The sequence below is a fragment of the Nocardia grenadensis NBRC 108939 genome (assembly GCF_001613445.1).
Taxonomy (GTDB): domain Bacteria; phylum Actinomycetota; class Actinomycetes; order Mycobacteriales; family Mycobacteriaceae; genus Nocardia; species Nocardia grenadensis.
Genome location: NZ_BDCJ01000002.1, coordinates 244,667 through 270,033, shown reverse-complemented (window position 1 = coordinate 270,033; position 25,367 = coordinate 244,667). Strand labels below are relative to the sequence as shown.

The 25,367-nt window shown below is 68.1% G+C and carries 30 protein-coding genes; 20 read left to right on the top strand and 10 right to left on the bottom strand.

What is annotated here, in order from left to right:
* On the bottom strand, positions 1-885 hold an 885-nt coding region (locus NGR01S_RS02310), incomplete at its 3' end, for a Sco1979 family transcriptional regulator (RefSeq protein WP_063034475.1).
* 82 nt (positions 886-967) lie between these two features.
* A complete protein-coding gene (locus tag NGR01S_RS02305; protein ID WP_030519885.1) occupies positions 968-1,186 on the bottom strand; it encodes a DUF397 domain-containing protein in 219 nt (72 codons plus the stop codon).
* Positions 1,187-1,595: 409 nt separating this feature from the next.
* Here NGR01S_RS02305 and NGR01S_RS32175 point away from each other — a divergent pair, with 409 nt between their 5' ends.
* From NGR01S_RS32175 to NGR01S_RS02285, 5 genes are all read left to right on the top strand, one after another.
* Positions 1,596-1,805, top strand: coding sequence for an SAM-dependent methyltransferase (locus tag NGR01S_RS32175; protein WP_245664387.1), 210 nt, complete (start codon positions 1,596-1,598; stop codon positions 1,803-1,805).
* Positions 1,805-2,017, top strand: a complete 213-nt coding sequence (locus NGR01S_RS32170) for a hypothetical protein (RefSeq protein ID WP_063034473.1) — start codon at positions 1,805-1,807, stop codon at positions 2,015-2,017. Before NGR01S_RS32175 ends, NGR01S_RS32170 begins: the two co-directional genes overlap by 1 nt.
* Entirely contained in the window at positions 1,945-2,265 is a 321-nt protein-coding gene (locus NGR01S_RS32165; protein WP_307718753.1) for an SAM-dependent methyltransferase, read from the top strand. The genes NGR01S_RS32170 and NGR01S_RS32165 overlap by 73 nt, the downstream gene beginning before the upstream one ends.
* Positions 2,266-2,413: 148 nt before the next feature.
* Entirely contained in the window at positions 2,414-2,632 is a 219-nt protein-coding gene (locus tag NGR01S_RS02290) for a hypothetical protein (RefSeq protein WP_245664386.1), read from the top strand.
* A 118-nt stretch (positions 2,633-2,750) separates the two neighbouring features.
* On the top strand, positions 2,751-3,185 hold the full coding sequence (locus NGR01S_RS02285) for a CBS domain-containing protein (protein WP_063034507.1): 435 nt from the start codon (positions 2,751-2,753) through the stop codon (positions 3,183-3,185).
* A gap of 4 nt (positions 3,186-3,189) precedes the next feature.
* Here NGR01S_RS02285 and NGR01S_RS02280 read toward each other — a convergent pair whose 3' ends face one another.
* Positions 3,190-3,609 (bottom strand): pyridoxamine 5'-phosphate oxidase family protein, encoded by a 420-nt coding sequence (locus tag NGR01S_RS02280; protein WP_063034471.1) that lies wholly within the window; start codon positions 3,607-3,609, stop codon positions 3,190-3,192.
* 193 nt (positions 3,610-3,802) lie between these two features.
* On the opposite strand from NGR01S_RS02280, the gene NGR01S_RS02275 reads away from it, so the two are divergent.
* Genes NGR01S_RS02275 through NGR01S_RS02260 form a run of 4 tightly spaced genes read left to right on the top strand, consistent with a single transcriptional unit; the run spans position 3,803 to position 9,148 of the window.
* Positions 3,803-5,065 (top strand): aminotransferase class V-fold PLP-dependent enzyme, encoded by a 1,263-nt coding sequence (locus NGR01S_RS02275; RefSeq protein WP_063034470.1) that lies wholly within the window; start codon positions 3,803-3,805, stop codon positions 5,063-5,065.
* The gene (locus NGR01S_RS02270) at positions 5,062-6,339 is read left to right on the top strand and encodes a heavy-metal-associated domain-containing protein (protein WP_063034469.1); all 1,278 of its coding nucleotides are present in this window, start codon (positions 5,062-5,064) and stop codon (positions 6,337-6,339) included. Before NGR01S_RS02275 ends, NGR01S_RS02270 begins: the two co-directional genes overlap by 4 nt.
* A complete protein-coding gene (locus NGR01S_RS02265) occupies positions 6,336-7,832 on the top strand; it encodes a type III PLP-dependent enzyme domain-containing protein (protein WP_063034468.1) in 1,497 nt (498 codons plus the stop codon). Before NGR01S_RS02270 ends, NGR01S_RS02265 begins: the two co-directional genes overlap by 4 nt.
* A complete protein-coding gene (locus NGR01S_RS02260; protein ID WP_157107078.1) occupies positions 7,829-9,148 on the top strand; it encodes a pyridoxal-phosphate dependent enzyme in 1,320 nt (439 codons plus the stop codon). Before NGR01S_RS02265 ends, NGR01S_RS02260 begins: the two co-directional genes overlap by 4 nt.
* Before the next feature lie 9 nt (positions 9,149-9,157).
* Here NGR01S_RS02260 and NGR01S_RS02255 read toward each other — a convergent pair whose 3' ends face one another.
* The gene (locus NGR01S_RS02255; RefSeq protein WP_063034467.1) at positions 9,158-9,841 is read right to left on the bottom strand and encodes a phosphatase PAP2 family protein; all 684 of its coding nucleotides are present in this window, start codon (positions 9,839-9,841) and stop codon (positions 9,158-9,160) included.
* Between the two features lie 91 nt (positions 9,842-9,932).
* Between NGR01S_RS02255 and NGR01S_RS02250 the strand changes: the two genes are divergently transcribed.
* The 7 genes from NGR01S_RS02250 (at position 9,933) to ligD (ending at position 14,978) form a co-directional block, all read left to right on the top strand.
* Positions 9,933-10,253, top strand: coding sequence for a DUF6191 domain-containing protein (locus NGR01S_RS02250; protein WP_063034466.1), 321 nt, complete (start codon positions 9,933-9,935; stop codon positions 10,251-10,253).
* 72 nt (positions 10,254-10,325) lie between these two features.
* The gene (locus tag NGR01S_RS02245; RefSeq protein ID WP_063034465.1) at positions 10,326-10,949 is read left to right on the top strand and encodes a TetR/AcrR family transcriptional regulator; all 624 of its coding nucleotides are present in this window, start codon (positions 10,326-10,328) and stop codon (positions 10,947-10,949) included.
* A 62-nt stretch (positions 10,950-11,011) separates the two neighbouring features.
* A complete protein-coding gene (locus tag NGR01S_RS02240) occupies positions 11,012-11,239 on the top strand; it encodes an NfeD C-terminal domain-containing protein (protein WP_063034464.1) in 228 nt (75 codons plus the stop codon).
* A 23-nt stretch (positions 11,240-11,262) separates the two neighbouring features.
* The gene (locus NGR01S_RS02235) at positions 11,263-12,369 is read left to right on the top strand and encodes an SPFH domain-containing protein (RefSeq protein ID WP_063034463.1); all 1,107 of its coding nucleotides are present in this window, start codon (positions 11,263-11,265) and stop codon (positions 12,367-12,369) included.
* A gap of 26 nt (positions 12,370-12,395) precedes the next feature.
* A complete protein-coding gene (locus NGR01S_RS02230) occupies positions 12,396-12,779 on the top strand; it encodes a cold shock domain-containing protein (RefSeq protein ID WP_063034462.1) in 384 nt (127 codons plus the stop codon).
* Between the two features lie 106 nt (positions 12,780-12,885).
* Positions 12,886-13,971: an ATP-dependent DNA ligase gene (locus NGR01S_RS02225; protein ID WP_218020694.1), complete on the top strand. Its 1,086-nt coding sequence runs from the start codon at positions 12,886-12,888 to the stop codon at positions 13,969-13,971.
* A complete protein-coding gene (gene ligD / locus NGR01S_RS02220; RefSeq protein WP_063034461.1) occupies positions 13,968-14,978 on the top strand; it encodes a non-homologous end-joining DNA ligase in 1,011 nt (336 codons plus the stop codon). Before NGR01S_RS02225 ends, ligD begins: the two co-directional genes overlap by 4 nt.
* 20 nt (positions 14,979-14,998) lie before the next feature.
* Here the strand turns inward: ligD and NGR01S_RS02215 are convergent, their stop codons facing one another.
* From NGR01S_RS02215 to NGR01S_RS02205, 3 genes are all read right to left on the bottom strand, one after another.
* Complete coding sequence (locus NGR01S_RS02215; RefSeq protein WP_063034460.1) at positions 14,999-15,745, bottom strand: RodZ family helix-turn-helix domain-containing protein; 747 nt, start codon at positions 15,743-15,745, stop codon at positions 14,999-15,001.
* 171 nt (positions 15,746-15,916) lie between these two features.
* The gene (locus NGR01S_RS02210) at positions 15,917-16,576 is read right to left on the bottom strand and encodes a TetR/AcrR family transcriptional regulator (protein ID WP_063034504.1); all 660 of its coding nucleotides are present in this window, start codon (positions 16,574-16,576) and stop codon (positions 15,917-15,919) included.
* A 31-nt stretch (positions 16,577-16,607) separates the two neighbouring features.
* Positions 16,608-17,753, bottom strand: a complete 1,146-nt coding sequence (locus tag NGR01S_RS02205; protein ID WP_063034459.1) for an acyl-CoA dehydrogenase family protein — start codon at positions 17,751-17,753, stop codon at positions 16,608-16,610.
* 228 nt (positions 17,754-17,981) lie between these two features.
* Between NGR01S_RS02205 and NGR01S_RS02200 the strand changes: the two genes are divergently transcribed.
* From NGR01S_RS02200 to NGR01S_RS02190, 3 genes are all read left to right on the top strand, one after another.
* The gene (locus NGR01S_RS02200; protein ID WP_063034458.1) at positions 17,982-19,412 is read left to right on the top strand and encodes an SDR family NAD(P)-dependent oxidoreductase; all 1,431 of its coding nucleotides are present in this window, start codon (positions 17,982-17,984) and stop codon (positions 19,410-19,412) included.
* 40 nt (positions 19,413-19,452) lie between these two features.
* The gene (locus NGR01S_RS02195; protein WP_063034457.1) at positions 19,453-19,836 is read left to right on the top strand and encodes a DUF2784 domain-containing protein; all 384 of its coding nucleotides are present in this window, start codon (positions 19,453-19,455) and stop codon (positions 19,834-19,836) included.
* 91 nt (positions 19,837-19,927) lie between these two features.
* Positions 19,928-21,280 carry a CoA transferase gene (locus tag NGR01S_RS02190; protein WP_373861377.1) on the top strand — a complete coding sequence of 451 codons (1,353 nt, stop codon included), beginning with the start codon at positions 19,928-19,930 and terminating at the stop codon, positions 21,278-21,280.
* Between the two features lie 21 nt (positions 21,281-21,301).
* Here NGR01S_RS02190 and NGR01S_RS02185 read toward each other — a convergent pair whose 3' ends face one another.
* The 3 genes from NGR01S_RS02185 to NGR01S_RS32160 all read right to left on the bottom strand — a co-directional run bounded on the left by NGR01S_RS02185 (position 21,302) and on the right by NGR01S_RS32160 (position 24,505).
* Positions 21,302-21,634 carry a hypothetical protein gene (locus tag NGR01S_RS02185; protein ID WP_063034456.1) on the bottom strand — a complete coding sequence of 111 codons (333 nt, stop codon included), beginning with the start codon at positions 21,632-21,634 and terminating at the stop codon, positions 21,302-21,304.
* 55 nt (positions 21,635-21,689) lie between these two features.
* Entirely contained in the window at positions 21,690-22,664 is a 975-nt protein-coding gene (locus NGR01S_RS02180; protein ID WP_063034502.1) for a GlxA family transcriptional regulator, read from the bottom strand.
* A gap of 833 nt (positions 22,665-23,497) precedes the next feature.
* A complete protein-coding gene (locus NGR01S_RS32160; protein WP_063034454.1) occupies positions 23,498-24,505 on the bottom strand; it encodes a transglycosylase SLT domain-containing protein in 1,008 nt (335 codons plus the stop codon).
* 290 nt (positions 24,506-24,795) lie between these two features.
* Here NGR01S_RS32160 and NGR01S_RS02165 point away from each other — a divergent pair, with 290 nt between their 5' ends.
* Positions 24,796-25,347: a dihydrofolate reductase family protein gene (locus tag NGR01S_RS02165; RefSeq protein WP_063034453.1), complete on the top strand. Its 552-nt coding sequence runs from the start codon at positions 24,796-24,798 to the stop codon at positions 25,345-25,347.
* The last annotated feature ends 20 nt before the right edge of the window (positions 25,348-25,367 follow it).

Here is a 25,367-nt window from a genome sequence, read left to right as displayed (position 1 = left end):
CAGGCCTTTCGTATAGTCCGCGACAATCCTGCGTGACTCTTCCGGTGGTGCCGCCTGCACGCTCAACCGGTCCATCACCGACAGATACAGCGCCAAATCCTCACGCCGGTCCAGATACAGTGCGCTGGTCAGCTGTTCGAGATAGACGATATCCGGCAGCTCGGTCTCGGCGAAACGAAGGATGGTGAAGGAGCTTCCCGCAGCGGCATGTTCGCCCGCGGAGAACGGGACCACCTGGATCGTCACATTGGGCAGCCGGGTCAGATCCAGCAGATGCTCCATCTGCGCCCGATGCACATCACGCCCACCGACCGGGCGGTGCAGTGCCGCTTCGTCGAGTACCGCCCAGATGACCGGCGGGTCGGCGCGATGCAGTATTTCCTGCCGGCGCTGACGGAATGCCACCCGGCGATCGGTATCGGAATCCTCGTAACCGAGCGTTACCACGGCCCGGGCGTAATCCGGCGTCTGCAGCAGACCGGGCACCAGATGCGATTCGTAGGTACGGATCTTGCTGGCGGCCTGCTCCAGACCCAGATACGTGCCGAACCAGGGTGGCAGCAGATCACCGTAGCGGTGCCACCATCCTGGTTCGTTCGCTTTACGCGCGAGTTCGAGAAAGCTCTCCCGCTCTTCCGGATCGTCGACGCCGTACAGCGTCAGCAGATCCCGGATATCCCGCTCTTTGAAACTCGTCCGGCCCAGCTCGAGCCGGCTGATCTTCGCATGGGAGCCGCGGATGGCATCACCCGCGGCTTCTCGGGTGATCTTCTTGCTCTCGCGCAGTTTTCGTAACTGGCCGCCCAGAGCGATACGTAGAACCGTGGGGCCACGTTCCGCCTCGGCGGATTGCGCACCACCACGGTTCTCGGGCTCTGCGATCATGGAGTCGTCTCCGATTTCGGGTTAACCCACGGTGCGCCGCTGATCGGATCGGGCACACCACGCCGACGGCCCATGTTACCTCTCAACCCGCCAGATCGTCGAACTCTCCGGCCTTGGCGCCCTGAAGGAAAGCCTCGATCTCCGGCCGCGTGTAGAAGATCACCCCGCCGTCGGGGAAGCGCGAATTACGCATGGCCACCAAATTGTTGGCCGCCTCGGCGAACTCGACACAGTTCCCGCTCGGGTTGCTGAAGGTGCTCTTCCGCCAGGCTCCGATCACCTGGTTCGTTACTTCCGACATAGGACCCACTCCTTGCTCATGGTCGCTGACGCCACTGTCGCATACCGTCGGTCCTTACAGATGCAAACGCAGGTGTTCTTGCATCTGCACCGACATCAGGACGATAGCACGAAGTTCGCCACACCGCGTCCACAGGCCTCCGGTGCCCGTGCGCGACCCCGGTAGCCACCCATGACCTCGCCCGCGAACTGTTCGCAGAGGGAGTCACCGTAGCCCTCCCGAACCGTTCCGCGGTGATCATTTGGGCTCCGGCCATCAAGGTGGCGAACCGTTCCCGCACACGCCGACCACCGGTATCGACAGTGGCGAGTCTTGTACTGTCGCAGTGGACATCGGTTTCACCAGCCGGCGGGCCCACCGCCGGTATCCGCGCCGGCGCGTTCCGACCATGACCGCCCAGGAGTCCGCCATGTCCGAAGAACACCGCCCCACGATCCGGACCGATATTCCGCATTCCGCCCGCATCTGGAACCACCGGATGGGCGGCAAGGACTACTACGAGGTCGATCGCATCGCCGGTGACGCGGGGATCGCGGTCGATCCGGAGATCACAACCATGACCGGCCGGCCGCGGCAGTTCCGCATCCGGGCGGTGCGGTTCCCGGCCGCGGAGCGGTGATGTTCATGGGCACGCTCGGCCACGCGGACTCCTTCGCGGAGATGCGGCGGATCGTGTACACCGCGCTCGAGGCCACCTCATCCGGCCGCTATCCGGTCCTGTGGGACGGTATCGACGACAGTGAGGCGTACGTGGCGCTGTGCCGGAACTACACCGATACCGGAGGCGGTGCCCTATCCGCCCGGAGATCTGGGCCTTACTCGACGGGTTGACACTGGTGGAACCGGGCGTCGTCCCGATCGACCGGTGGCGCCCGGACACCCCGGCGACGAATCCCGGCCGGCGATCTCCGCGTACGGCGCCGTGGACCGGACACCCCGGAACCGCCACCGCCCGGCTCGGAGCGGACCGTGACCGCCTCGCGGAAGGCGCAGTGCCACACCGTCGATGGTCAGGAGAACCGCGGCAACAGGGTCGGTGCGAATTGATCTGTTGTTTGCAGATGTACTTGCATTTGTAAGCGACGGCGGCTTAGACTCAGGCGCACAGGAGGGGCGATACACAGCATTTTCCTCGGCTGATCCGCCGACCGGAGGTGTCGCCCCGCAACGTCGCATGTGAGGGGCAACCGAATGATCCAACCATTCCGAAGTCCCCATCGGAACGCCGTGGGCAGCGCAGGCGGCGGTCATTCGCTCGGGCACCATCCGGAACCGCTACGCCGCTACGCGGTCCCCGAAGCCGGTACCGACTGCAATTCCGAACCGCCGGTACTCACCTATCGGCAGGCGCGCGAGATCCTGCACATCCACGATGTGCACGGCCCGCAATGCCGCCAGTGGCTGGCCGCCGCCGCCTATCTCTCCGCGGGCCTCGACGACGAGTAACCGATCGACGGCTCCCCCCACCCCACAACTTCGAATAATGCGGTCGATGCCGATTCGTGCTGGCGCCCGGGCCTCGAGCGCGGGATTCTGGAATCCCGCGCTCGAGTGGATGGTGACCATGCGAATCGCCGAGATACTGCGCAACAAGGGCAGCGCCGTCATGACCGCGCGTCCGGATCTGGATATCCGCGCGCTGCTCGCCCTGCTGGCCGAACACAATATCGGAGCCGTGGTCGTCTCTCCCGACGGCCGCCGGATCGCCGGAATCGTCTCCGAACGCGATATCGTCCGCGCCCTGAATCGGCACGGCGCGGCTCTACTGGATTCCCCGGTCTCGCGGATCATGTCCACGGAGGTCCGGGTCTGCGCCCCCGAGGATCACGTCGAGGGGCTGCGCCGGGTCATGACCGAGCACCGGGTCCGGCACCTGCCGGTGGTTTCCGGTGGTGAACTGGCCGGCATCGTGAGCATCGGTGACGTGGTCAAGAGCGCCATCTCCGAACTCGCCACCGAACGCGAGCAGCTCGTCGAGTATCTGCAGGGCGGCTATTGATCGCTCAGCCGAGATCGGCGGACAACCATCGCTGCGGGCGCATGGACACGATCACGTGCTCACCCAGTTCGGCCGCGGCGAAGGCCAGGTACTCCTCCACTCGCTCGGGCGGCAGATAGCGCGCCACCATTTCGCGATGCCGTTCATCGGTCAGCGGTTCGACCCCGGTGACCGGGCCCTCCACACTGACGTAGCGGACGGTCGGCTCGACGCGCTCGGCCAGCAGGCTGAATCGTCCCGCAGCCCGGATCCGGCGCATTTTCTCCGATTCCGGGCCGGTGAGCACCCAGAGATCACCACCCGGCTCGTACTGATACCAGATGGGCACGGTGAGGGGCCCCCGCTCCGGGCCCGCCGATACCGAAAGCGCGCCGATATGCGGCTCGGCCAGAAACGCCTGACGTTCGTCGAATGTGAGTGGCATACCGCACCATAACGCCGGCCACCGACATCTTCGGGGACCTCGCCACCCGCCGCGCTACGCCGACGAAACCATCTGCGCACCAAGCGCACTGGGCGAAATTTCCGATAATGAGTATCGTTGTTCGCAGTCCGGCTGGAGCGGCGGAAGGAACGATCACATGGGATCACCCCCGCGCCGAGCGGATCGGCCGCCCATGTCGGACAGGGCGGCGGCACCGGTGCCGACGGCCACCGGGCTGCTCCCGCCGGAGGTCCGCGCGTCCTTTCCGGCCGTGGCCGGCAGCCGGGAGACCTACCTGGACAGTGCCGCCACGACGCAGAAACCGCGGGCGGTGATCGACACCGTCCTCGACTACCATTCGACCGCTACCGCCAATGCCGCGCGCGGCACCTACCCCTGGTCCACGGCGCTCACCCAGCGCATCACCGCGGTCCGGGCCGCGACCGCGCACTTCGTGGGCGCCGCCCGGCCCGACGAGATCGTCTTCACCGGCGGCGCGACCGCGGCGCTCAATGCCGTCGCACTGTCCTGGGGTCTCACCGCGCTCATGGACGGGGACGAGATCCTCTACAGCCCACGCGACCACGCGGCCAATGTCTCGCCCTGGTTCCTGCTGCGGGACACCCTCGCACGCTTCGGCCGCCGGATCGAACTCGTGCCCTACCGGGTCACCGCGGCGGGGCAGGCCGATACCGCCGATATCGCCGCGAAACTGAGCCCGCGTACCCGGCTGCTCACCGTGACGCACCTGCATCATGTGTTCGGCGCCCGCACCACCCTCACCGAACTGCGCGAGCGGATTCCCCCACGGGTACACCTGTGTTTCGACTGCAGCCAGAGTGGCGGTCACGTCCCGGTGGACGTCACCGCGCTCGGGGCCGATTTCGCGGCCTTCGCGGCACACAAGATGTTCGCGGCGCCGGGCACCGGAATCCTGTACTGCCGGCAGCGGACCCATGCGCAGTTGCGGCCGTTCCTGCCCGGCGGCGGTACCGACGCGGTACTGACCACCGCGGGGTTCGACGCCGGCGTCATGCCGGGCCTGCTCGAGGGCGGTACCGCCAATATTCCGGGCATCCTTTCGCTGGGCACCGCGCTGGAGGTTCTCGAGACATACGGTATGCCCGCCATCGCGGCGCACAACCGGGCGCTGACCCGGCGGTTGATCGATGGGTTGCGGGCGGTGCCCGGACTGACGTTCCTGCCGGGGCCCGCGCACGCCCGGGACGACAGTGGATACGGCATCGTCTCGTTCACCTTGACCGGGATATCGGCGGCCGACCTGGGCTTCGTCCTCGCCGAATACGGCTTCCTCGTCCGCACCGGCGCCCACTGCGTGCCCGAAACCGGGGGCGACCCCGAATCCGTGCGGGTCAGCACTCATGTCTACACCTGCCTCGACGATATCGACCGTTTCGTCGACTGCGTCCGGACCCTCGCCGAGGAGCTGCCATGAGCACAGAGATCAGCGCATCCACCGATACCGCCGCCCGGTACGACCGGCGGGCCACCGCGCGGATCCTGGCCGAGCTCGCCCGGCCGGGACTGTTCGCCGACCACCGGCCGGCGGGAACGGTCCGGTTCGAGTACACCGCGACCGAACTGCGCCCCGAACCCGGCAGTCATCTCACTGTCTCGCAACGGCTGTACCTGGAACGGTTCATGCGACCCTGCCCCGCCGACGCGGTCACCTCCGCCACCCACCGGATGACCTGGATCGACAGCGCCGGAGTACCCAATACCGGCTTCTACCGGGACGACGGGCCCGGCCCGCTCGTGCCGATCGCCACCCGGGAGGCCGTACTCGCGCTCTGGCGCGCGATCGAGGACAACTCCGGTCTCGCCGACCGGATATCACGTCTGGACGCGGCGGCGCACTCGGTGCTGGCCGGCACCACCACCGATCACGAACCCATCGATATCTTCCGGGTGGGGGTGGAGTCCGCGGGCCGGGCGCTGGCCCAGCACGCACTCATCGCGCGGCAGACGCCCTACCCGACACCCGGCGAATTCGCGCGCGGACTGCAGGACTCCGGTATCTTCACCGCGGTCGCCACCCGGTGGTTCTGGGAACTGCAGGCATCGACGTATCGACGAGGCATGATTCCGGTGAGCCTGCGCACCGAACCCGGCGGCTCGGTGCGGTACACCGCCGAATCGGTCGCCACGCTGCGGGCGATGAAGGACGCGACCATCGCCGACGCACACCGGGTGATGGACCGGGCGACCACCGAGGAGGGGCTGACCGTACCCGCGGCGATCGCCCGGTATCACGACGATCTGGATCTCATCTCCCGGCAGTACGCACTGCTACCACGCGGGGAGCAGCCCTCCTGCCCGGCCGCGGTCGTACACCGCGAGGGCGGCGCGAACTTCAGCGTGCTGGCCGAGGTGGTGCACCGCTTCGTCGAGGTATTCGACGACCTCGCCCGGCACTGCGAACCGGTGGCGGTGCCGGCCCGGGAGGATCTGGGCACCGGCCCGGCGGCGGAGGAGGACCGGATCTTCTATGTCCCCGATATGACCTGTAAGCACTGTGTCCGCACCATAGGCGGGGTACTGGAATCGATGGGCATCGGGGTCGTGGACATCGACCTCGACAGTAAACGGGTCGTGGCGGAGTTCCGCAGCCCGCGCAACCGGGCCCGCGCCTTCGAGGCCTTGCGCGACGGCGGCTACAACCCGGTGGGCGAGCGACCCGACTCACTGCGCCCGGGAAACCTCGGATGACCGTGCGGTTGCGACCCGACCGCCCGGAACCCACCGAGCCCACCGCACCACCCGCCCTACCGGCGTACTGGGATCCGCTCGTCGCGGCGTTCCTCGCCGATCGTCGCGCGTTCGACGAGGTACTTCGCCGCTTCGGGACACCGGTTCATCTGCTGTTCCCACAGGTGTTCGCGCGCAATATCGATCGGCTCACCGCGGTACTCGACGAGGCACAGACCGGCTACCGCATCTGTTACGCACACAAAGTGAACCGGTCCCGGGCCTTCGTACGCACCGCCGCGGCGCACGGGATCGGTGTGGACGTGGCTTCGGCAGGCGAACTGGAATCGGCGCTCACGGCCGGATTCGACGCCTGCCGGATCGAGGTGACCGGGCCCAAGGGCGAAGCGTTCCTCCGGGAACTGGTGCGCACCGGGGCCACCGTGAACGTCGACAACGAATGGGAGCTGGGCACGCTCGCCGACCTCGCCGACCCGTCCGTACCGGTCCCGGTCCTGCTCCGGGTCAGCGGATTCACGGGTTCGCAGGTGAGCCGCTTCGGGATCCCGGTGCCGCGGATGGCGGGGGCGCTCGAGGTGCTCGCGCGACACCGGGACCGACTCCTTTTCCGCGGCACGGCATTTCATCTGGATACCGGCGATACCGCCGAGCGGGTACGCGCCGCCGATACCTGTCTCGCGCTACTCGAACAGGCGTACTCGGCCGGACTCGCGCCGTCGGTGCTCGATATCGGCGGCGGACTGCGCCAGGTGTTCACCGCCGACGGCGCCCGGTTCGACGATTACGTACACCGGTTGCGGGACGCGCTCGCCGGCCACGGCGCCGCGATGAGCTGGGGCAGCAATACCTTCGGCTATCAGGTCGACGGGGGCGCGGTGCGCGGGACGCCGGTATTCCACAAATACGCCAACACCGTGACCGCCGCCGAGATGCTGGCCGGTTTCCTGGCCGCCCCACTCACCCGGCACGGCGGCCGCAGTATCGCCCGGGTCGCCGCCGACAATCTCCTCGACATCTGGCTGGAACCCGGTAAAGCACTCGCCGACCACGCCGGGATCACCGTGGCCCGGGTCGAATTCGTGAAAGTGGCCTCCGACGACAGTGTGCTCGTCCACCTGGACATCAGCCGCGACACGGTGACACCGGCCGATCAGGAAGTGATGGCCGATCCACTGCTGCTGCCCGGTGACGGGGTCGAACCGGCCGGAAACCCGGCCGGTGTCTTCCTGGCGGGACGGCTCTGCCTCGAAAGAGATCTCGTCACCACGCATACGGTCTGGCTGCCGTGGCTGCCGCGGCCGGGCGACCTGATCGTCTTCCCGAATACGGCGGGATATCACATGGACCTGTCGGCGGCCACGGCCGCCATGCACCCCCCGGCCGAGAAAGTGGCGGTGGTCGGCCACGGCGGGCGCTTCCTGGCGACATCCGACGCCGACTACCGGCCACCGTCCTTCCCCGCCGCCGACTCCGACGCACCCGAGGTTCCGTGACGATCCACCAGCACATCACCGAGCTGATCGGTGACACCCCCCTGCTCCGCCTGGACCCGGCCGTACACGGCCTCGACGGGGTGGACCTGTACGCCAAACTCGAATCGCACAATCCATTCGGTTCGGTCAAGGACCGCGTCGCCTGGGCGATGCTGCGCGACGAACTCGATACGCTGCGCGCGCAGCGGCGGACGCTGATCGAGGCGTCCAGCGGCAACACCGCAAAAGCGCTGCGCATCCTCGGTGCGATCCACGGTATCGGGTTGCGGGCCATGACCAATCGGATCAAGGTCGGTGAGGTGCGCGATCTGCTCCGGTTGCTCGGCACCGAAATCGTCGAGCTTCCCGGCCTGTCCGAATGCCCGGACCCCACCACGCCCAATGATGTGTACTCGGCGATCGACGCGGCCATGACCGCGGAGCCCGACCGATTCCGGCATCTGTCCCAGTACACCAGCGAGAAGAATATCGCCGCCCATCACGACGGCACCGGCCGAGAGATCCACGAAGATCTCACGGCCGCCGGGATCGAGCGGATCGACTATCTGTTCGGCGGGCTGGGCACCACCGGGTCGAGCCGCGGGGCAGGGAGCTACCTGCGAAAGTTCCATCCGGAGTTGCGGACGGTCGCGGTGGTCTCCGAACGCGAGGACTTCATTCCCGGGATCCGGTCGGAACGGGAGATGTGGGAGGTGGGCCTGTTCCAGCCCGATTTCTACGACGAGATCCGGACCGTGCGATCGGGCCCCGCGATCGAGGCCACGCTCGAACTCGCCACCGGATACGGGGTCCTGGCCGGACCCACCAGCGGCGCCGCCTACGCGGCCGCGCGCGAGGTCCTTGGACGCGGCGACCGCGGCGGCACGCGCACCGTCGGGGTGATCATCGTCTGTGATCGGCTCGAGCCGTACCTGTCCTATATCGAGCAGCGCCGGCCGGAACTGTTCGGCCGCGACGCCGGCCCACGTCCACCGGAACCCGCCGAAATCGCCGCCGTACCAGAGCTCACCCCCACCGAATTGGCCGAACTACTGCGCACCGCGCGCCCGGTGATCGTCGACACCCGGGGCGCCATGGCATACCGGGTGGCCCATATCCCGGGCGCGATCAATATTCCCGACGACCGGCTCACCGACCTGTTCGCGCACGGAACACCGTTCTCGCGGGCCGAACCGGTGATCTTCACCTGTCCCACCGGCGATATCTCCCGCCGGTTCGCGGCGACCGCACGCCGGACCGGCCACACCGCCTACAGTCTGGGCGGTGGTCTCGCAGGCTGGCGGGCCGCGGGCCTGGAGCTGGAACGCGGCGGCTGAACGACCCGGTCAGCGGTGAGTGTTCCAGGCGGCGGGGTCCGCGCTTCCGGAACCGGCGGCTGTCGCGGAACTGTCCGCACCCGCTGCCGTGCCCTCGGCCCGGGTCCGCACGGCCACCCCGACGGCGACCAGCAGACCACCGAGCGCCCAGCCGGCGAGTACATCCGTGGGCCAGTGTACGCCGAGATAAATCCGCGAAAGTCCGACCAGCAGTACGAAGACGGCCGCCGTGACCGCGACGATCACCCCGGCGACGCGATGCGCGGTCCGCAGGCAGAACAGTGCGGCGAGTACGCCCACCGCCGCGGCCGAACCGACACTGTGCCCTGAGGGGAAGGACTGATTGCTCACCTCTACCAGCTGCCCGGACACCGGCGGCCGCGACCGGCCGATCAGTTGCTTCGATACGGGCACCAGCACCGCGGAGGCCGCGCCCACCCCGGCCACCAGCAAGAGGTCCCCGTACGCGCCGCGCCGCAGCAGCACGGCACAGGCCAGCAGCGCCAGCGTCCACATGGCCACCGCCCCTCCGAGATGGGTGATCACCGTGGCGGCCGTGGTCAGTGGATCGGTGCGCAGGGTCAGTACCCACTCGCGCAGCGGGCAGTCCACCTCGGTCGTGGCATCGCCCGCGACGACATAACCGGTCGTCGCGGCGGCCACGGCGAACAGCAACACTGCGAGCACGACCACGCGCTTCAGCCTAATCGCCCGGCGGTTGCCGGGCCCGGCTCGGGGAGCGGGAAAACGCGATCACCACCGTCGGGGCGCTACTCTGAAAATCGTGGATGTCCTCTTCCTCGGCGCGCCCATAGCCGTGTTCCTGCTGGGCGCCGTCGCCGCACTGCGGTGGGTGTACACCCGCTTCCCCGAGACAGGACACTCGACCGGCGAGCGCACCTCCACCCGCCTCGCGGCCGCGGGAGTGGAGGAGCTCACCGCCTTCTGGTACGGAAGCAAACGCGACCAGCTGGACCATCGCGCGGCGCAGACCATGTTGCGCGATGAGGAATCCGACGGTGGGCCACCGCGCGACCGGATCGACCTCGCCGCCGGCCAGGCGGTGCTCGTGGCCCGGCCGCCGCACCAGGACCCCCGGAGCTGACCCGCGTCACATACGGTGCGGCGCCGTGACCACCCGGCGCGGCCGACGGCACCTGCCCACTACTGTGAACGGGTGCATTCAGATCAGCGATCGGACGACAGCGGACCCCGGATCTGGGGTGGCACCACGCTTTCCGAGCGGAAGTCGGCACGGCGCAGCGCACTGCTCGAGGCCGCACTGGATCTGATCGGTGAATCCGGCGCCGCCGGTGTCACCATGCGAGCGGTGTGCCGCCGAGCCAATCTCACCGATCGGTATTTCTACGAGAGTTTCGCCGGCCGGGATGAACTGCTCGATGTCCTGTACCGGCAGATCGCCGACGACTTCCTCGAACCGATGACCGCCTTCGCGGTCGCCGACGACGCCTCGCGGGACCGGGCCCTGTCCGAGGCGCTGGTGGACAAAGTGCTCGAGGACCCCCGTAAATCACGTCTGTTCCTGGTGGAGCCGTACTCCAGCACCGGCCTCGGCCAGACCACCATCGCCGTCATGCCCGCCTTCACCCGGCTCATCCAGGACCACCTCTTCCACCGGATCGACGATCCGGTCCGCCGCCGCCTCGCGGCCGTCACCATGGCCAGCGGGAACGCGGGAATGTTCTCCGCCTGGCTGAACGGGTCGTTGCGTGCCACCCGCGCGGAGATCGTCGAGCACCTCGTCGCCATGCTGAGCGCCTACCGCCGGCTCTATCGGTAGACCGGGATGCGGCGGGGGAACGATCTCGGAAAATCACCGCCGGGCAAGGAGGTACGCAAGAAATGCACGACGAAGTCGTCGGGTCGACCGGTAAGCTGATTTCGCCGATCCGAGGCCCCGGGACGCTGGGTGAGGTCCTGGTGGCCGTACGTGGGGGGACCGAAGGGTATATCGCGCGTGCCGCCGAGGCGATCCCGGCCGGAAGCACCGTGCTGGTCGTCGCTGTCGATTCCGGTCGAATCGCCGACGTGGTGCCCTGGATACCTCTCATACCGGACCCGGCGCCGTAGCAACACGACGCGAGGAGTCAGACGTGCTGGGTTATCACGTACCCGATCCCGACGAGGCGATGCTGGTCAGCGGCGCCAAGAGCCGCGATGCCACACCCTTCCGGGTGATCATCGGACGCGGTACGTGGGTGATGCCGTTCTTCCGGAAGGTGCGTTATCTGTCGCTGGCGATGTTCGAGGCCGAGATCAGCGAACGCTGTGTCACCAAACAGGCCATCGTGCTGCAGGTACGAGCGGTCATCGCCTTCAAGGTCGCCAACGACACCGCCTCGATCGTGAACGCGGCCCAGCGTTTCCTCTCCGAACAGGAGCAGGAGATGTCGGTGCTGACCGGCCGGATCTTCTCCGGTCATCTGCGGTCCATCGTCGGCTCCATGACGGTGGAGGAGATCATCCGGGAGCGCCAGCGGCTGGCCGACGAGGTCCTCGTCGCGTCGAAGGTGGAGATGAGCAATATCGGCCTGTGGGTCGACTCGTTCCAGATCCAGTCCATCGACGACGGCAACCTCGGCTATATCTCCGCCCTCGCCGCTCCGCACAACGCCGCTGTCCACCGGGACGCCCAGATCGCCGAATCGCAGGCCGCGCAGCGCTCCGCCGAGGCCGAACAGGAATCTCTGCGCAAACAGGCCGAATACGCGCGGGAGACGGCGATCCTCAAGGCCGGTTACCAACGCGATATCGACAAGGCGGAGGCCGAGGCCGCTGCGGCCGGACCACTCGCCGCCGCGCTCGCCCAGCAGGAAGTACTCGGCGCCCAGGCCGCCCAGGCCCGTAAGGAAGCCGAACTGCGGGAACAGCAGTTGCAGGCCGAGGTGGTGAAACCGGCGCAGGCCGAGGCCGAGCGGGTGCGGATCCTCGCCGAGGCCGAGGCCGACCGCACCCGGATCCAGGCCGAGGCGGCGGCCTCCAACAATCGCATCGCGCTCGACCAGATGCTCATCGAACAGTTGCCCCTCATCGTGGAGCAGGCGGCGCGCGGGCTGTCCAACGCGAACCTGACCGTTCTGAACGGGCCCGACGGGGTGGGCGAACTGCTCAACGGCATGGTCGGGCAGGGCCTCACCGTGTTCAACTCGCTACAAAAGGCGCTTTCGACCACCGATGAGGAAAAACCGGATATAGAGTAACCGGCAGAACTGCGGCGAGGAGCGGTGTGGTGGCCAGCGGGAAATTGGTGTCGTTCGACGGATCGCGGGGTTTCGGTTTCATCCGGCCCGAGGACGGCGGACCCGACGTGTTCGTCCATGTCAACGATATCGGCCTGGACGAGGACGAACTCCGGCAGGGTCGGGTGTTCGAATTCGACGTCACCGAGGGCGATCGAGGCCCCAAGGCGATCAATCTCCGGTCCCCGCGCGGACAGCACATACGGCCCAAACCGGTCGGCGACGGTGCCCGGTTGACCGCCGAGGAACACACCCGGCTGGTCACCGAACTTCTCCTGGACGCCTCCCCGGCGCTGACCGCCGGGGAGATCGTCGCCATCCGGGAGCGGCTCACCGATTTCGCGGTCGACCAGGGCTGGATCGACGGCTGACGGCCGGATCCGGCGATCTGTCGGTTCGAACTCCTATCATCGGGGGCGATGATTCGGCGTCGGCCGCGGCGTCGATACGGGTGAGGATCGACCCGAGGAGGATCGTGTGGATCTACCGGTGATGCCACCCGTCCGGCCCATGCTGGCCAAAACCGCCCCCGACATACCACCGGGGCCGGGGCTGAGCTATGAACCCAAATGGGACGGGTTCCGCTGCGTGGTGTTCCGCGACGGTGCGGAAGTGGAGCTGGGGTCCCGTAACGATCGACCTCTCACCAGGTACTTTCCCGAAGTTGCCGAACTGCTGCGCGCCGCGCTCCCGGATCGGTGCGTCGTGGACGGGGAGATCGTCGTGGTCACCGATGACGGTCTCGATTTCGATGTCCTGCAGCAGCGGCTGCATCCGGCGGCGTCGCGGGTGACCAAACTATCCGTGGAGACGCCGGCGAGTTTCGTGGCCTTCGATCTCCTTGCCCTCGGCGACCGCGATCTGACCGAGGCGCCGTTCGCCGAACGCCGCCGCCTGCTCGAAACCATCCTGCGATCCGAGCCCGGCCGGGTGCAGCTGACCCCGCTCACCGGGGACCCGGCCGTGGCCCGCGACTGGTTCACCCGATTCGAGGGCGCGGGCTTCGACGGGGTGATGGTCAAAGCCGATGACCAGCCGTATCAGCAGAACAAGCGGGTGATGCTCAAGGTCAAGCACGAGCGCACCGCCGACTGTGTGGTGGCGGGTTTCCGCTGGCACAAGGACGGTCAGGGGGTGGGTTCGCTGCTACTCGGCCTGTACGACGCCGAGGGCCGGCTGCACCATGTGGGAGTGGCGAGCAGTTTCACCGCCGCGCGGCGCACCGAGTTGATCGGTGAACTCGCCCCGTACCGGGAGAACGCCCTGGTCGGCCATCCGTGGCGGGAATGGGCCGATGTGGCGGCCCAGGCCGGGTCCGGCGGCTCCATGCCCGGCGGGGTGAGTCGCTGGAGCGGCGGCAAGGATCTGTCGTGGGAGGCGCTGCGCGCCGAACTGGTGGCCGAGGTCAGGTACGAGCATCTCCAGTCCGGCCGGTTCCGGCACGGTGGGCGGCTGGTCCGGTTCCGCGCCGACCGCACCCCCGAGTCGTGCACCTACGCCCAGCTCGAAGAGGCCGCACCGGCGGAGTTGCGCGAGATCTTCGGGACGGCGGTGGCGAAATGAGCGAATCGGTGGAGATCGAGGCCGCCGGCCGGATACTCACCATCACCAACCCCGGCAAGGTGTATTTCTCCCGCCGCGGCGAAACCAAATTGGATCTGGTGCGCTACTACGAGAGCGTCGCCGAACCGTTCTTCCGGGTCAACGGCGGGCGGCCGCTGCTGCTGGAACGCTACCCGGACGGCGCGTCCGGTAAGTCCTGGTTCCAGAAGCGGGTGCCGAAGTCCGCCCCCGACTGGTTGCACACCGTGGAGGTCGCCACCCCGAACGGGACCACCAGCGACGCGCTGGTGGCGCACGATCTGGCGCATGTGCTGTGGGCGGTGAACCAGGGCTGTCTCGGCTTCCACGTCTGGCCCAATACCGTGCCGGATCTGCGGATCGCCGATCAGCTCCGCATCGATCTCGATCCCTCCCCCGGTATCGGTTTCGGCGAACTACGGACCGCGGCCCTGCGGACCCGGGAACTGTGTGACGAGCTCGGTATCGAAACCTGGGTGAAGACCTCCGGATCGCGCGGCCTGCATCTCTATATCGCGCTCGAACCGCACTGGGACGGGTACGAGGTCCGCGCCGCGGCCGTGGCCCTCGCGCGGGAGCTGGAACGCCGCCACCCCGACGACATCACCGCGCACTGGTGGAAAGAGGAACGCGGCCGGCGAGTTTTCGTCGACTACAACCAGAACGCTCCGCACAAGACCGTGTTCGGTGCCTGGTGCGTACGGCCCAAGGTCGGCGCGCAGGTATCCACCCCGCTGGCCTGGGATGAACTCGATACCGTGGTCCCCGAGGATCTGACCATCGCGACGGTACCGGCGCGTCTCGCCGAGCACGGCGATCCCTGGGAGTACCGCGCACCGCAGAGTATCGAGCCGCTGCTGCGGATGTCCGAACGCGATCTCGCCTCCGGTCTCATGGACGCGCCATGGCCGCCGCAGTACCCGAAGATGCCGAACGAACCGCCGCGGGTGCAGCCCAGCCGGGCCCGCAAGCCGGCGACCGAGAGCTGAGCGGACCGGCCGGCGGCGGTTCAGGAGCTCCAGCGGGTCCAGATCCCGTTCTCACACACCAGGGCGTATCCCGCGGCGGTACGTGCGGTGGCGGTGCCCGGACAGCTCGCGTCTTCGGCACGGACGGTCTCGGCCACCCGGTAGGGGCCCGACCACTGATAGCCGGTGACCGACGCCGGATCGGTGAGGCACAGCAGGGTGCCGCCGTCGGCGGCGACACCGAGCAGGGCCGGTTCGGGGCAGGCGGTACCGGCCTCGGCGGCCGGCGGGGCCGAGGCGACCCCGCTCGCCGGCGTCGAGGGTTCGGCCGTGGCGCTGCGGCCGGGAGACGAGGTCCGGGTGCTCTCGGAGGTACCGGAGGCGGCCGCGGCCGGGGACTCGGCCGTCCGCTGTCCGCCGGTGACCTCCCCCACCGCGTCGCCTACCCGAGAGAACACACCACCGGGCGTATCTCCCGGTGCGAGGACCAACGCCGCCAGCAGCGCCACCTCGCCGATACCGAGCAGTAGCGCGGTACAGGCCATGAAACGGCCGCGGGGATGCCCGAACGCGATCAGCCCGAAAACGATCGCCACCGGGAAGACCAGAATGAGCGCGGCCACCAGCGCGACGATCGCGTAAGGATTGACGATCGGGCGTTCGCCGGGTTGGGGCGGCTCTTCGGACCAGTCGTCGTCGCGCCGCCGGCCGGTGCGCGGTGGTTCCTCGTCCCGGTCCGGCGGAACTTCCGGCCAGCGCTCACCCGCCCAGCGCTGTGTATATGCCATGACCGATCCCTTCGAGCCGCCGTAGGCACAATCCTGGAGCAGTGGACCGCGCCCGGTATCGGAAAGAATAAGCCGCGACCGGCCGCTGTTCCGGTAAATCCCCCTGGCCGAAGCAGTGCTGGCCACCACCCCGAAACACCCGGCCGGTCCGCTGCGCCGGGCCATAGTGACTCAGTGCCCGCGGCGCACCCGCGGCAGCGATTCGGTGACCAAAGTGCTCAGCATGTCGACCAGCAGCGCGTGGACCTGGTCGCGGGTCATGGTCCCGCGGGTCAGCCACTCCCGGCCGGCCACCTTGACCAGGCCACCGTAGGCGCGGACCATCGCGCGTCGCGGCTCCGCCGAACCCGCACCGTCGGCGAGACCGATCATCGCCAGCAGCCGCTGTGCGGCCGCGTCGTCGGCCGCGTCGAGAATCTGCTGTACCTCCGGGTCGTCGCCGACTCCCTCGTGGCTGGTCACCTTGACCCAGGTGCTGCCGTGCTCGGAGATCGTGTCGAGCAACCAGTGCACGCTGGCCTCGACCCGTTCCCGGGTGGTGCCCGTGGGTACGGCCAACTCGTCGGCGCGGGGCAAGGTCACCATCCGGCGGACCACCGCGAGGTAGAGGTCACGTTTGTTGCCGAAGTAGTGGTTGATCAGGCCGCGGGCCACCCCGGCACGCTGCGCCAGTTCGGCCGTGGACACCGCCGCGTACGGACGTTCGCCGAACATCTCGATGGCTTGGGCGAGGATCTGGGCGCGGCGTTCATCCGGTTCGAGCCGGCGGCGCCGCGGCTGGTCGTCGGTGCCGTGCCCGCCGGCCGCGGACGAGCCGGGGCCGGCGGGCAGGTCGGCGACGGGGGCGAATGGAGGTTCGAGGTCAGAGCCCACGCGCGATGAGATCCTTCATCACTTCGTTGCTGCCGGCGAGGATACGCAGCACCCGGGCGCCCGTGTACAGCTGGGAGATCGGGTATTCGGTCATATAGCCGTAGCCGCCGAAGAGTTGCAGGCAACGGTCCACGACGACACCGAGCTGATCGGTGGACCAGTACTTCGACATGGCGGCCGACTGGATATCGAGTTCCCCGCGCAGGTGCCGGGTGATGCAGTCATCGAGGAAGACCCGGTTGGTCCGGGCGATGGTCGCGCATTCGGCCAGTTCGAACTTGGTGTTCTGCATGGCGAACAGCGGTTTGCCGAAGGCCTCGCGGCCCTTGGTGTATTCGACGGTCAGTTCGACGGCGCGTTCCATCATCGTCACCGCCATGATGGCGGTGACCAGCCGTTCCTGGGCCAGCAGCTGCATCATCTGGTAGAAACCCTGCCCCTCGGCACCGCCGAGCAGGTTGACTGCGGGCACCCGCAGTCCGTCGAAGAAGAGCTCGGCGGTGTCCTGGCCCTTGCCACCGATCTTGGACAGGATGCGACCGCGGGTGAAGCCGGGGGTGTCGTCGCCGACCTCGGCGAAGAGCAGCGAGACTCCGGCGGCGCCCTTCTCCGGATCGGTTTTCGCGGCGATGATGATGCCGTCGCAGAGCCAGCCGTTGGAGATGAAGATTTTCGACCCGGTGATCACGTACTCGTCGCCTTCGCGGACGGCCCGGGTCTTGATCGCTTGCAGGTCCGATCCGGTGCCCGGCTCGGTCATCCCGATGGACAGCACCATCTCGCCACTGCTCGCCTTGGGCAGTATCCGCTTCTTCAACTCCTCGGAACCGAATTCGGCCAGATAGGGCGCGATGATCGAGCTGTGCACCGGGATACCGAGGGCTCCGTCACCGGCGCGCACCTGTTCCTCGATGATCGCCGCCTCGTGGGCGAAGCTGCCGCCCCCACCACCGAACTCCTCCGGGACCGCCGGGCACAGCAGGCCGAGTTCCCCGGCGCGCCGGTAGAGCGCCTTGTCCGGATGGCCCTGCTCGATGAACTTCTCCTCGTGCGGGACCACTTCCTTCTCGAAGTAGTTACGCGCGAGTTCTCGTACCGCCTCGACTTCGTCGTCGCTCCATGCGGGGCGTGCCATATCCGCGTCCTCTGTTCGTGATCAACCGGCCCGGCGCCGACGCACCGGATCGTCAACGACTTTTCCGCACTATTGGCGCGATGTCAACGAGGCGCGTTCCCATGGCTGACGACGCCTCCGGAGCAGGTGCCCGGACGGTCGCGGCGGCCCGGCTCCGGTCTCACCACGACCGTTTTGCCACAATGGTGCGCACGCTTTCCCAGCTCACGAAGGACTTCTTCCGCACCGATGGCCGCGCCCAGTATCGACCCGAAAGACCTCGCCACCTGTTTGCGCGTTCTCGACCAGGCAGGACAGCTGGATCCCGGCCATCCGGATTCGGCCACCGTGCAGCGCGCGGTCGGCCGGATGTTCAAGGAGCTCAAACGACAGCGCCGCCTCGCCGCCCGGCAGGCGAAACTCGCGGCGGACCGCGCGGTGGTCGCCGCCACCGCCACCGGTTCACCGAACCGCATCGATGACGAGACCGCCGGTATCCCGATCAGCTCCAGTACCACCGGTGCGTCGGCCGGCACCCTCCTGCGCCCCCGCGGCTGCTACATCTGCAAGGAGAAGTACACCCGCGTCGACGCGTTCTACCACCAGCTGTGCCCGGACTGCGCGGCCATGAGCCACGACCGCCGCGAGGCCCGCACCGATCTGACCGGCCGTCGCGCGCTACTCACCGGCGGACGCGCCAAGATCGGCATGTACATCGCGCTGCGGCTGCTGCGCGACGGCGCGCACACGACCATCACCACCCGCTTTCCCAACGACGCGATCCGCCGCTTCGCCGCCCAGGCCGACAGCGCCGACTGGCTGCACCGGCTGCGCATCGTCGGTATCGACCTGCGGGATCCCGCCCAGGTGGTGGCCCTCGCCGACGATGTCGCGGCTCAGGGACCGCTCGATGTCCTGATCAACAATGCCGCGCAGACCGTACGCCGCTCCCCCGGTGCCTACAGTGCCCTGGCCGCCGCCGAAGACGGGCCGCTGCCCGCCGGCCGTTTGCCCGAGAAGGTGACCTTCGGACAGACCACCCGCGCCCATCCGACCGCGCTGACCGCCTCGCTGGCCCCCACCCTGTCCGGCGCCGATGTGGCCGAACTCGCGCTGGTGGCGGGGTCGGCCACCCCTGACCGCATCGCCCGCGGGGTGGCGATCGATGCCGGCGGCCTGGTACCCGACCTCGCCCACAGCAACAGCTGGGTGCACACAGTGGGCGAAGTGGACCCCACCGAACTGCTGGAGGTCCAGCTGTGCAATTCGGTCGCCCCATTCATCCTGGTCTCCCGGTTGCGGCCCGCGCTGGCCGCGGCGTCCGCCCGCCGGAAGTACGTGGTGAACGTCTCGGCGATGGAGGGTCAGTTCTCCCGCGGCTACAAGGGGCCGGGGCATCCGCACACCAATATGGCCAAGGCGGCGCTGAACATGCTGACCCGGACCAGCGCGAAAGAGATGCTCGAAACCGACGGTATCCTGATGACCGCGGTGGACACCGGCTGGATCACCGACGAACGACCGCACTACACGAAGATCAGGCTGGCCGACGAGGGTTTCCACGCCCCGCTCGACCTGGTGGACGGCGCGGCCCGGGTCTACGACCCGATCGTGCGCGGCGAAGCCGGTGAGGACCTCTACGGCTGTTTCCTGAAGGACTACCGGCCTTCCCCGTGGTGAACCCGATGCCGTAACCCATCCGAGGACATACCCTGGAAGGGTGTGGTATCGGCTGATCGCGGATATGGTCGCCGCCTTGCATCTGCTGTTCATCGGCTACGTGGTGGCGGGTGGCTTCCTGGCGTGGCGGTTCCCGCGCACGATCTGGTTGCACGGGGCCGCCGCGGCCTGGGGTTTCGGCACGGTGCTGGTCGGCTACGACTGCCCGCTCACCTACGCGGAGAATTGGGCCCGGCACCGCGCCGGGGTCTCGGGATTGCCGCCGGAGGGGTTCATCGACCACTACCTGACCGGGGTGATCTACCCGGAGAGCATGCTCGCCGAGGTGCAACTGCTGGTGGCGGCCTGTGTCCTGGTGTCGTGGGCCGGGCTGTGGTGGCGCGCCCATCATCCGCACGGTCCGAACGCGCGGGTAGCCGGCTGATCCGTGCCCGCCGGTGACGGTGTGATGAAAATCGCTGTGCCATCGGATGACCGGGCCTTCACCGTGCCCACGGCCCACTACCCTCGGTGCGGTGGACGTGGGCGCACGGCTGGTCCGTGATTACGAAGACGGGGCAGATGTCGGTGAGTCGGACCCGGTGAACTGGCCCGACCCCGGGCAGTATCTCGCTGCCACCCTGCCGGTGTGGGGGCTGGCCGCGGGATCGGTCCAGGCGTTCGTCGCGGCCGCCGATCGGTACCGGCAGGCCACCGCGACCACGCCGATCCGGCACCGACTGAATCCCGAACGTATCGCGGCGTCCTTCGCCAGTGACCGGCTGCTGCGGATCGCCGGTGCCCCCGTCGAGGGGTTCGCCGACCTGTCCGGTTTCTTTCCCACATTCGACGGCTGGGTACGCACCCACGCCAACTATCCGCATCACCGCGCCCGGCTGCTGTCGGCCCTCGAACTCCCCACCGACGCGCCGCGGGAACTCGCCGAGGCCCAGATGGCCATGATCCGTGCCGCCGATCTGGAAGAGCTGGCCGCGGCTCGGGGCGCCATCGTGGTCCGGGTACGCGACGAAGCACAGTGGCGGGCCGGACCGCAGGCCGCTGCCGCCGGGGCCGGTCCGCTGGTCGCGCTGGTGGAACGCGGTGACCGGCGCCGGTATACGCCGCCGCTACCGGGGACTCCGTATCAGCCACTACAAGGCGTACGAGTACTGGATCTGACCCGGGTGATCGCCGGGCCGGTGGCCACCCGGGCGCTGGCGCTGCTGGGGGCCGAAGTCTTGCGGGCCGACCCGCCGGGCCTGCCGGAGATCTCCTGGCAGTACACCGACACCTGCCAGGGCAAACACTCGACCCTGCTGGACCTGCGGTCGGGCTCCGCGGCCTGGGAGTCGCTGCTGGACTCGGCCGACGTTCTGGTGACCGGGTACCGCCCGGGCGCGCTGGAAAGGCTCGGTCTCGCCGGACGGCCGGGGCTCGTACACGCCCGGGTGAGTGCCTGGGGGTTCACCGGGCCGTGGGCGGGCCGGCGTGGGTTCGACAGCATCGTGCAGGCCGCCACCGGAATCGCCGTGATCGAGGGGGCGTCCGCAGTGCCCGGGGCGCTCCCCGCGCAGGCACTCGACCACGCCTCCGGCTACCTGCTCGCGGCCGGTATCGTCGACGCGCTCGCCGCCCGTGCGAGCGACGGCCGCGGCCGGGATGTGCGGGTGTCGCTGGCCCGCACCGCGACCTGGTTGCTCTCGGAACGAGGCCGCACACCCGACCATGCGGCGCCGGCGGTACCCGGTCCAGGGAGCACCGTCACCCATGGACAGGTCGTCAGTGCGGCGCCGGCCCTGGCCGAATACCCGGACTACCCGTTCCCGGCGCCGGGGTACGGTCGCGCCGAACCCCACTGGGCGGAGCGGCGGGCGCCCGAGCCCCGCTGATCTCACACGACGGGGGAGAGCTCACAGGCCGGTGGCGAGCCGCACCACGACCGTGTCCTGGGTGATCTCCTGCACCGCCAGGTTCAGGCCCTGCACCGAACCGGACTCTCCCATGGGCACGGTGACCGGCCGGCCCGCCACCGACAGGGTGACGAGATCGCCCTGTACGGAGGTGAGTTCGGTATCCACACCGAGCACGCTGATCTTCGCCTGTACCCCCCGCTCGAACCTCACGGTGCAGCCGCTGACGTCGCATTCGCTCCGCGCTCCCGGTCCCGTCGCGGTGCAGGCCGAAATCCCCAGCGACGCGGCAGCACCGAGCAGGAAGGCGGCGGTCAGCCGTCGAACAGACATGCGGACAGTGTAGGGATCACCTCGTTCGCCGCCACCGGAACCGGACAGACCGCACCTACCAGGGGAGGCGGTGGGCGCGGATCTCGGCCAGGGACTGGCCGCGCCGGCGGCGGGCGAGGGCACGCAACGCGCTGGCATTGACGTATCCGACCTCGCGCGCGACCGCGCCCACGGTGAGACCGCCGGAGCGTAGCAGGTGAGTCGCCCGGTCGAGCCGGATATCGTCGGCGAAATCCTTCGGTGACATCCCGAGCGCGGCGCGGGTCGCGCGTTGCAGGCTGCGTTCGGTGACACCGAGTTCACGCGCGGCGGTGGCGATCAGGAACTGTTCCGAGAGATGGTCGCGCACCCAGCGTTCGTAGCCGGCGATCAGCGAACTACCGCGGGCCATCACTTCGGGTATCGCGTAGGGCGTCTGACTGGCCCGCGGCCCCACGGCGAGGTATCGCATGGCGCGTTCCGCGAGCTCCGGACTGGTCCGGTAGATCAGCGACAGCGCCATATCCATATGTGAGAGCGAGGCACCCGCGGTGGTGATCCCGTCCCCGTGACAGACGATGCAGCTCTCGTCCAGCTGAACCCGGGGATAGCGCCCGCGGAAACAGGCGCCCAGCCACCAGCTGGTCGTCGCCGGGGAGTCGTCGAGCACCCCGGATTCGGCCAGGAAGAAGGTCGCGGTGCAGGCGGCGGCCAGATGCACTCCCTCCGCCCGCGCCCCCCGGATGTGCTCCAGGACCCGTGTGTGTTCCGCATCGGTGACCAGCTCCACCAAGGGCTCGGGTTCGAGAATGTCCACCGCCGCCACCGCCAGCGTGTCCAGCCGCGCCGGGATCTCCCCCAGCGGGGTGGTCGGCACCAGATTTCCGCTCCCCGAACGCACCGAGGAGCCCTGCGACACCGTGCGAATATTCCAAGGAGGCGGCGGATTCCGCAACTCCTTGCGCAGTGCGTTGGCCGTACCGAACGTACCGAGCAGTGCGCCCAGACCGAGATCGGCCACACCGTCCACCACGAGAATTCCGACGTCCACGCCCGGAGGATACGGTTTGGACAGCTCGATCGAAAACCGGACGGTCCCTATCACCGGAGAAATTTTGAGCGGGCGCGCACTCCGATCACCTGCGCGGTGTCGCAAACAGAGCGTTTCCTGTCGCATCCGCCCCTCTTATCGCGGCTGCCGGAGGCCGTAGGGTCGAAGACACAGAACGGTGCCGGTCGCCTTCGCGCGGCCGGCACCGTTGTTGTGTCGCCGTCGAACACAGGTGACCGCGGATCCACCGGGCCGCGATCCCGGTCCGTGGACGACGAACTCGGCACCGAGCGAGAGCGTCGCCGCCTCACCGCGGATATCGCCGGTCACCGTCGGCCCGGATCTCCCGCCGACGGCAACGAACCGCACAACAGCCGCTCGGGACCGACCCAGCGTGTGGGAATGCATGGCTGCGGCGCTGCGGGGTGCGCCGCAGCCTTTCATTCATATACGCCGTCCCGTGGTGCGGTGCGACCGTCGCCGCCCCGGTAGACGGCAGGTCCACGAAGACGGGCCACCGCGTAACTCGGCGGCGTGGAACCGCCCCGCGCCGCCGAGAGTAGCGAGCCGGGATCCTAACGGCCGCCCAGACCGAAGCCCGAATCGTCCATGTCGATACCCGGATCGAGAATGCCGCAGACCTTCCAGCCACCGTCCCCTCGGCCAGGCCGTGGGCCATGTCGGTCGTGGTCGAGGTGCCCATCACCTCCGGACATCTCCATGGTGAATGTGCCCTTATCGCTACCCGCGGGGATATCGACGCTCTTCAGCGTGGTCGTCGACTTCCGAATGACACCGGTGATCGGGATCCCCTCACCCCCGGTGAATTACGGTCAGTATCCGACGTAACCGGCGCCGTGGGACATATTGACGATCCCGGGGACATTCTCGAGCGAACCGTACCGGTCGATAGCGTAGGCGGTGCCCGCGCAGATGTTGTCGACCGGATTCCAGATATCGGTGTGGCCGGGCAGGGCATGAGCATTGAAAGTCGGATCGATGGTCTGCATCAGCCCCTTGGACGGTGTGCCCGCTTCCGCATTGCTGTCCCAGAGGTTGATCGCGTTCGGATTGCCGCTGGACTCCTTCTCGATCATCGTCGCGATGATGGCAGCGTCGGAGTCCGTGACGTTGTATCCGTTCTGCTGGAGTATCTCGATGGCCTGATCGATCCACTGCGCCAGATCACCGGTCGGCATCTTGGTCGGTCTGCCGGAGGTACCGGTGATCTCGCCGCCGGAGCCGGAATCGTCGCCCGGGCCGGAGGCACCACCACCCGAGGACCCGCCGCCCATCAGCGGGCTCATCGGGGAGCCACTACGTCCCGGCGACGCGGTGGTACCTCCCGACCGGTCCTGCGGCACCTGCAGGGATTTGTTCTCCAGTTCGTTGTGGGCGGACTGCACCTTGCGGACGGTGGCGCCGATGGCGTTGTCGATCGCGACCACCGCGTCGAACTGCTGCCGGGTGGTGGGGTTGTCCGGGACGCTGTCGGTGATCTCGACGATCGCGGTGCGCAGGTCCTCGAAGTAGCCGGTGACGCCGTTGGCATCGTCGGCGGCCAGGGCGGCGAGTTCGGCGATCTGGTTGTCGAGGGTGTTCCAGTCCTCTATGTAGGCCGCGACCTGCTTATCCAACAGCTCGTATTTGTCCCCGAGCTCGCTGTCGCCGGGACGCTCGCCGGCCAGTCGGGCGAACTGCTGGGCGGTGAGGCTCGTCGCGGTACGGTCACCCAGGGCGTTCTGTAGTTTCTTGAGAACCTTCTCGGCGTAGTCGATATAGGGATTCAGGAGCGGAGCGTTCCACGGACGACGGAGTGTCCAGCTCTTTGCGACGACCATCGCCCTCCGTCCCGCGCCCAGTACACCACCACTTTCTCAACAGAGTTCCATCGGCGCGCCGCCGAACATCCCCGCTGGTGAGAAGTCCCCAGCATTATCTTCACCGAACAGGAATCCGTCCCGCGACCCGGCATCATCCTCCCGCTGCCGAGAATGCGCACCGGAGCGAGATCGGCGGGTGCCGATGAGAAAGCCTGTGCTGTCCCGTCTACCCGAACGAGACCGACAACCCCGGCGGCTCACCGCAGAGCGCTGGCACACACCGAGCCGCTGTCAGGAAGGACATCATCATGGGAACCATCGCCGTGCACGAGTTCGTCTCCCTCGACGGATCGTACGAGGACCCGTCGTTCACCTTCGAGTTCGGGTTCGATCCGCAGATGGGCGAAACCCTCGCCGCGATCACCGACGCGGCGAAGGCGATCCTGCTCGGTCGCAACACTTTCGAGATGTTCGCACCGGCGTGGTCCACCCGCACCGTGGACGACGATCCGGGCGCCCCGTTCTTCAACGACACCGTCAAGTACGTCGTGGGCGCACAAGAGCCGCAGGTCGAATGGGCCAACAGCGTCCCCCTGGGCGCCTACGATCCCGACCGGATCCGCACGCTGAAGGACGAGATCGACGGAATCATCTACATCAGTGGTAGCGGCACCCTGGTCCGGGCGTTGCTCGCCGACGGCCTGGTCGACGATCTGCATCTGTTCGTGTATCCGATCGCCTTGGGCAAAGGAGAGAAACTGTTCACCGACGGGGTCGATGCCACGAAGTTCGCGCTGAAAGGCCACGACGTGTACGCCAACGGCGTGCTGCACCTGGACTACGGCCCGGTCGGTTCCTGACCCGGCCACCGGTACCGGCG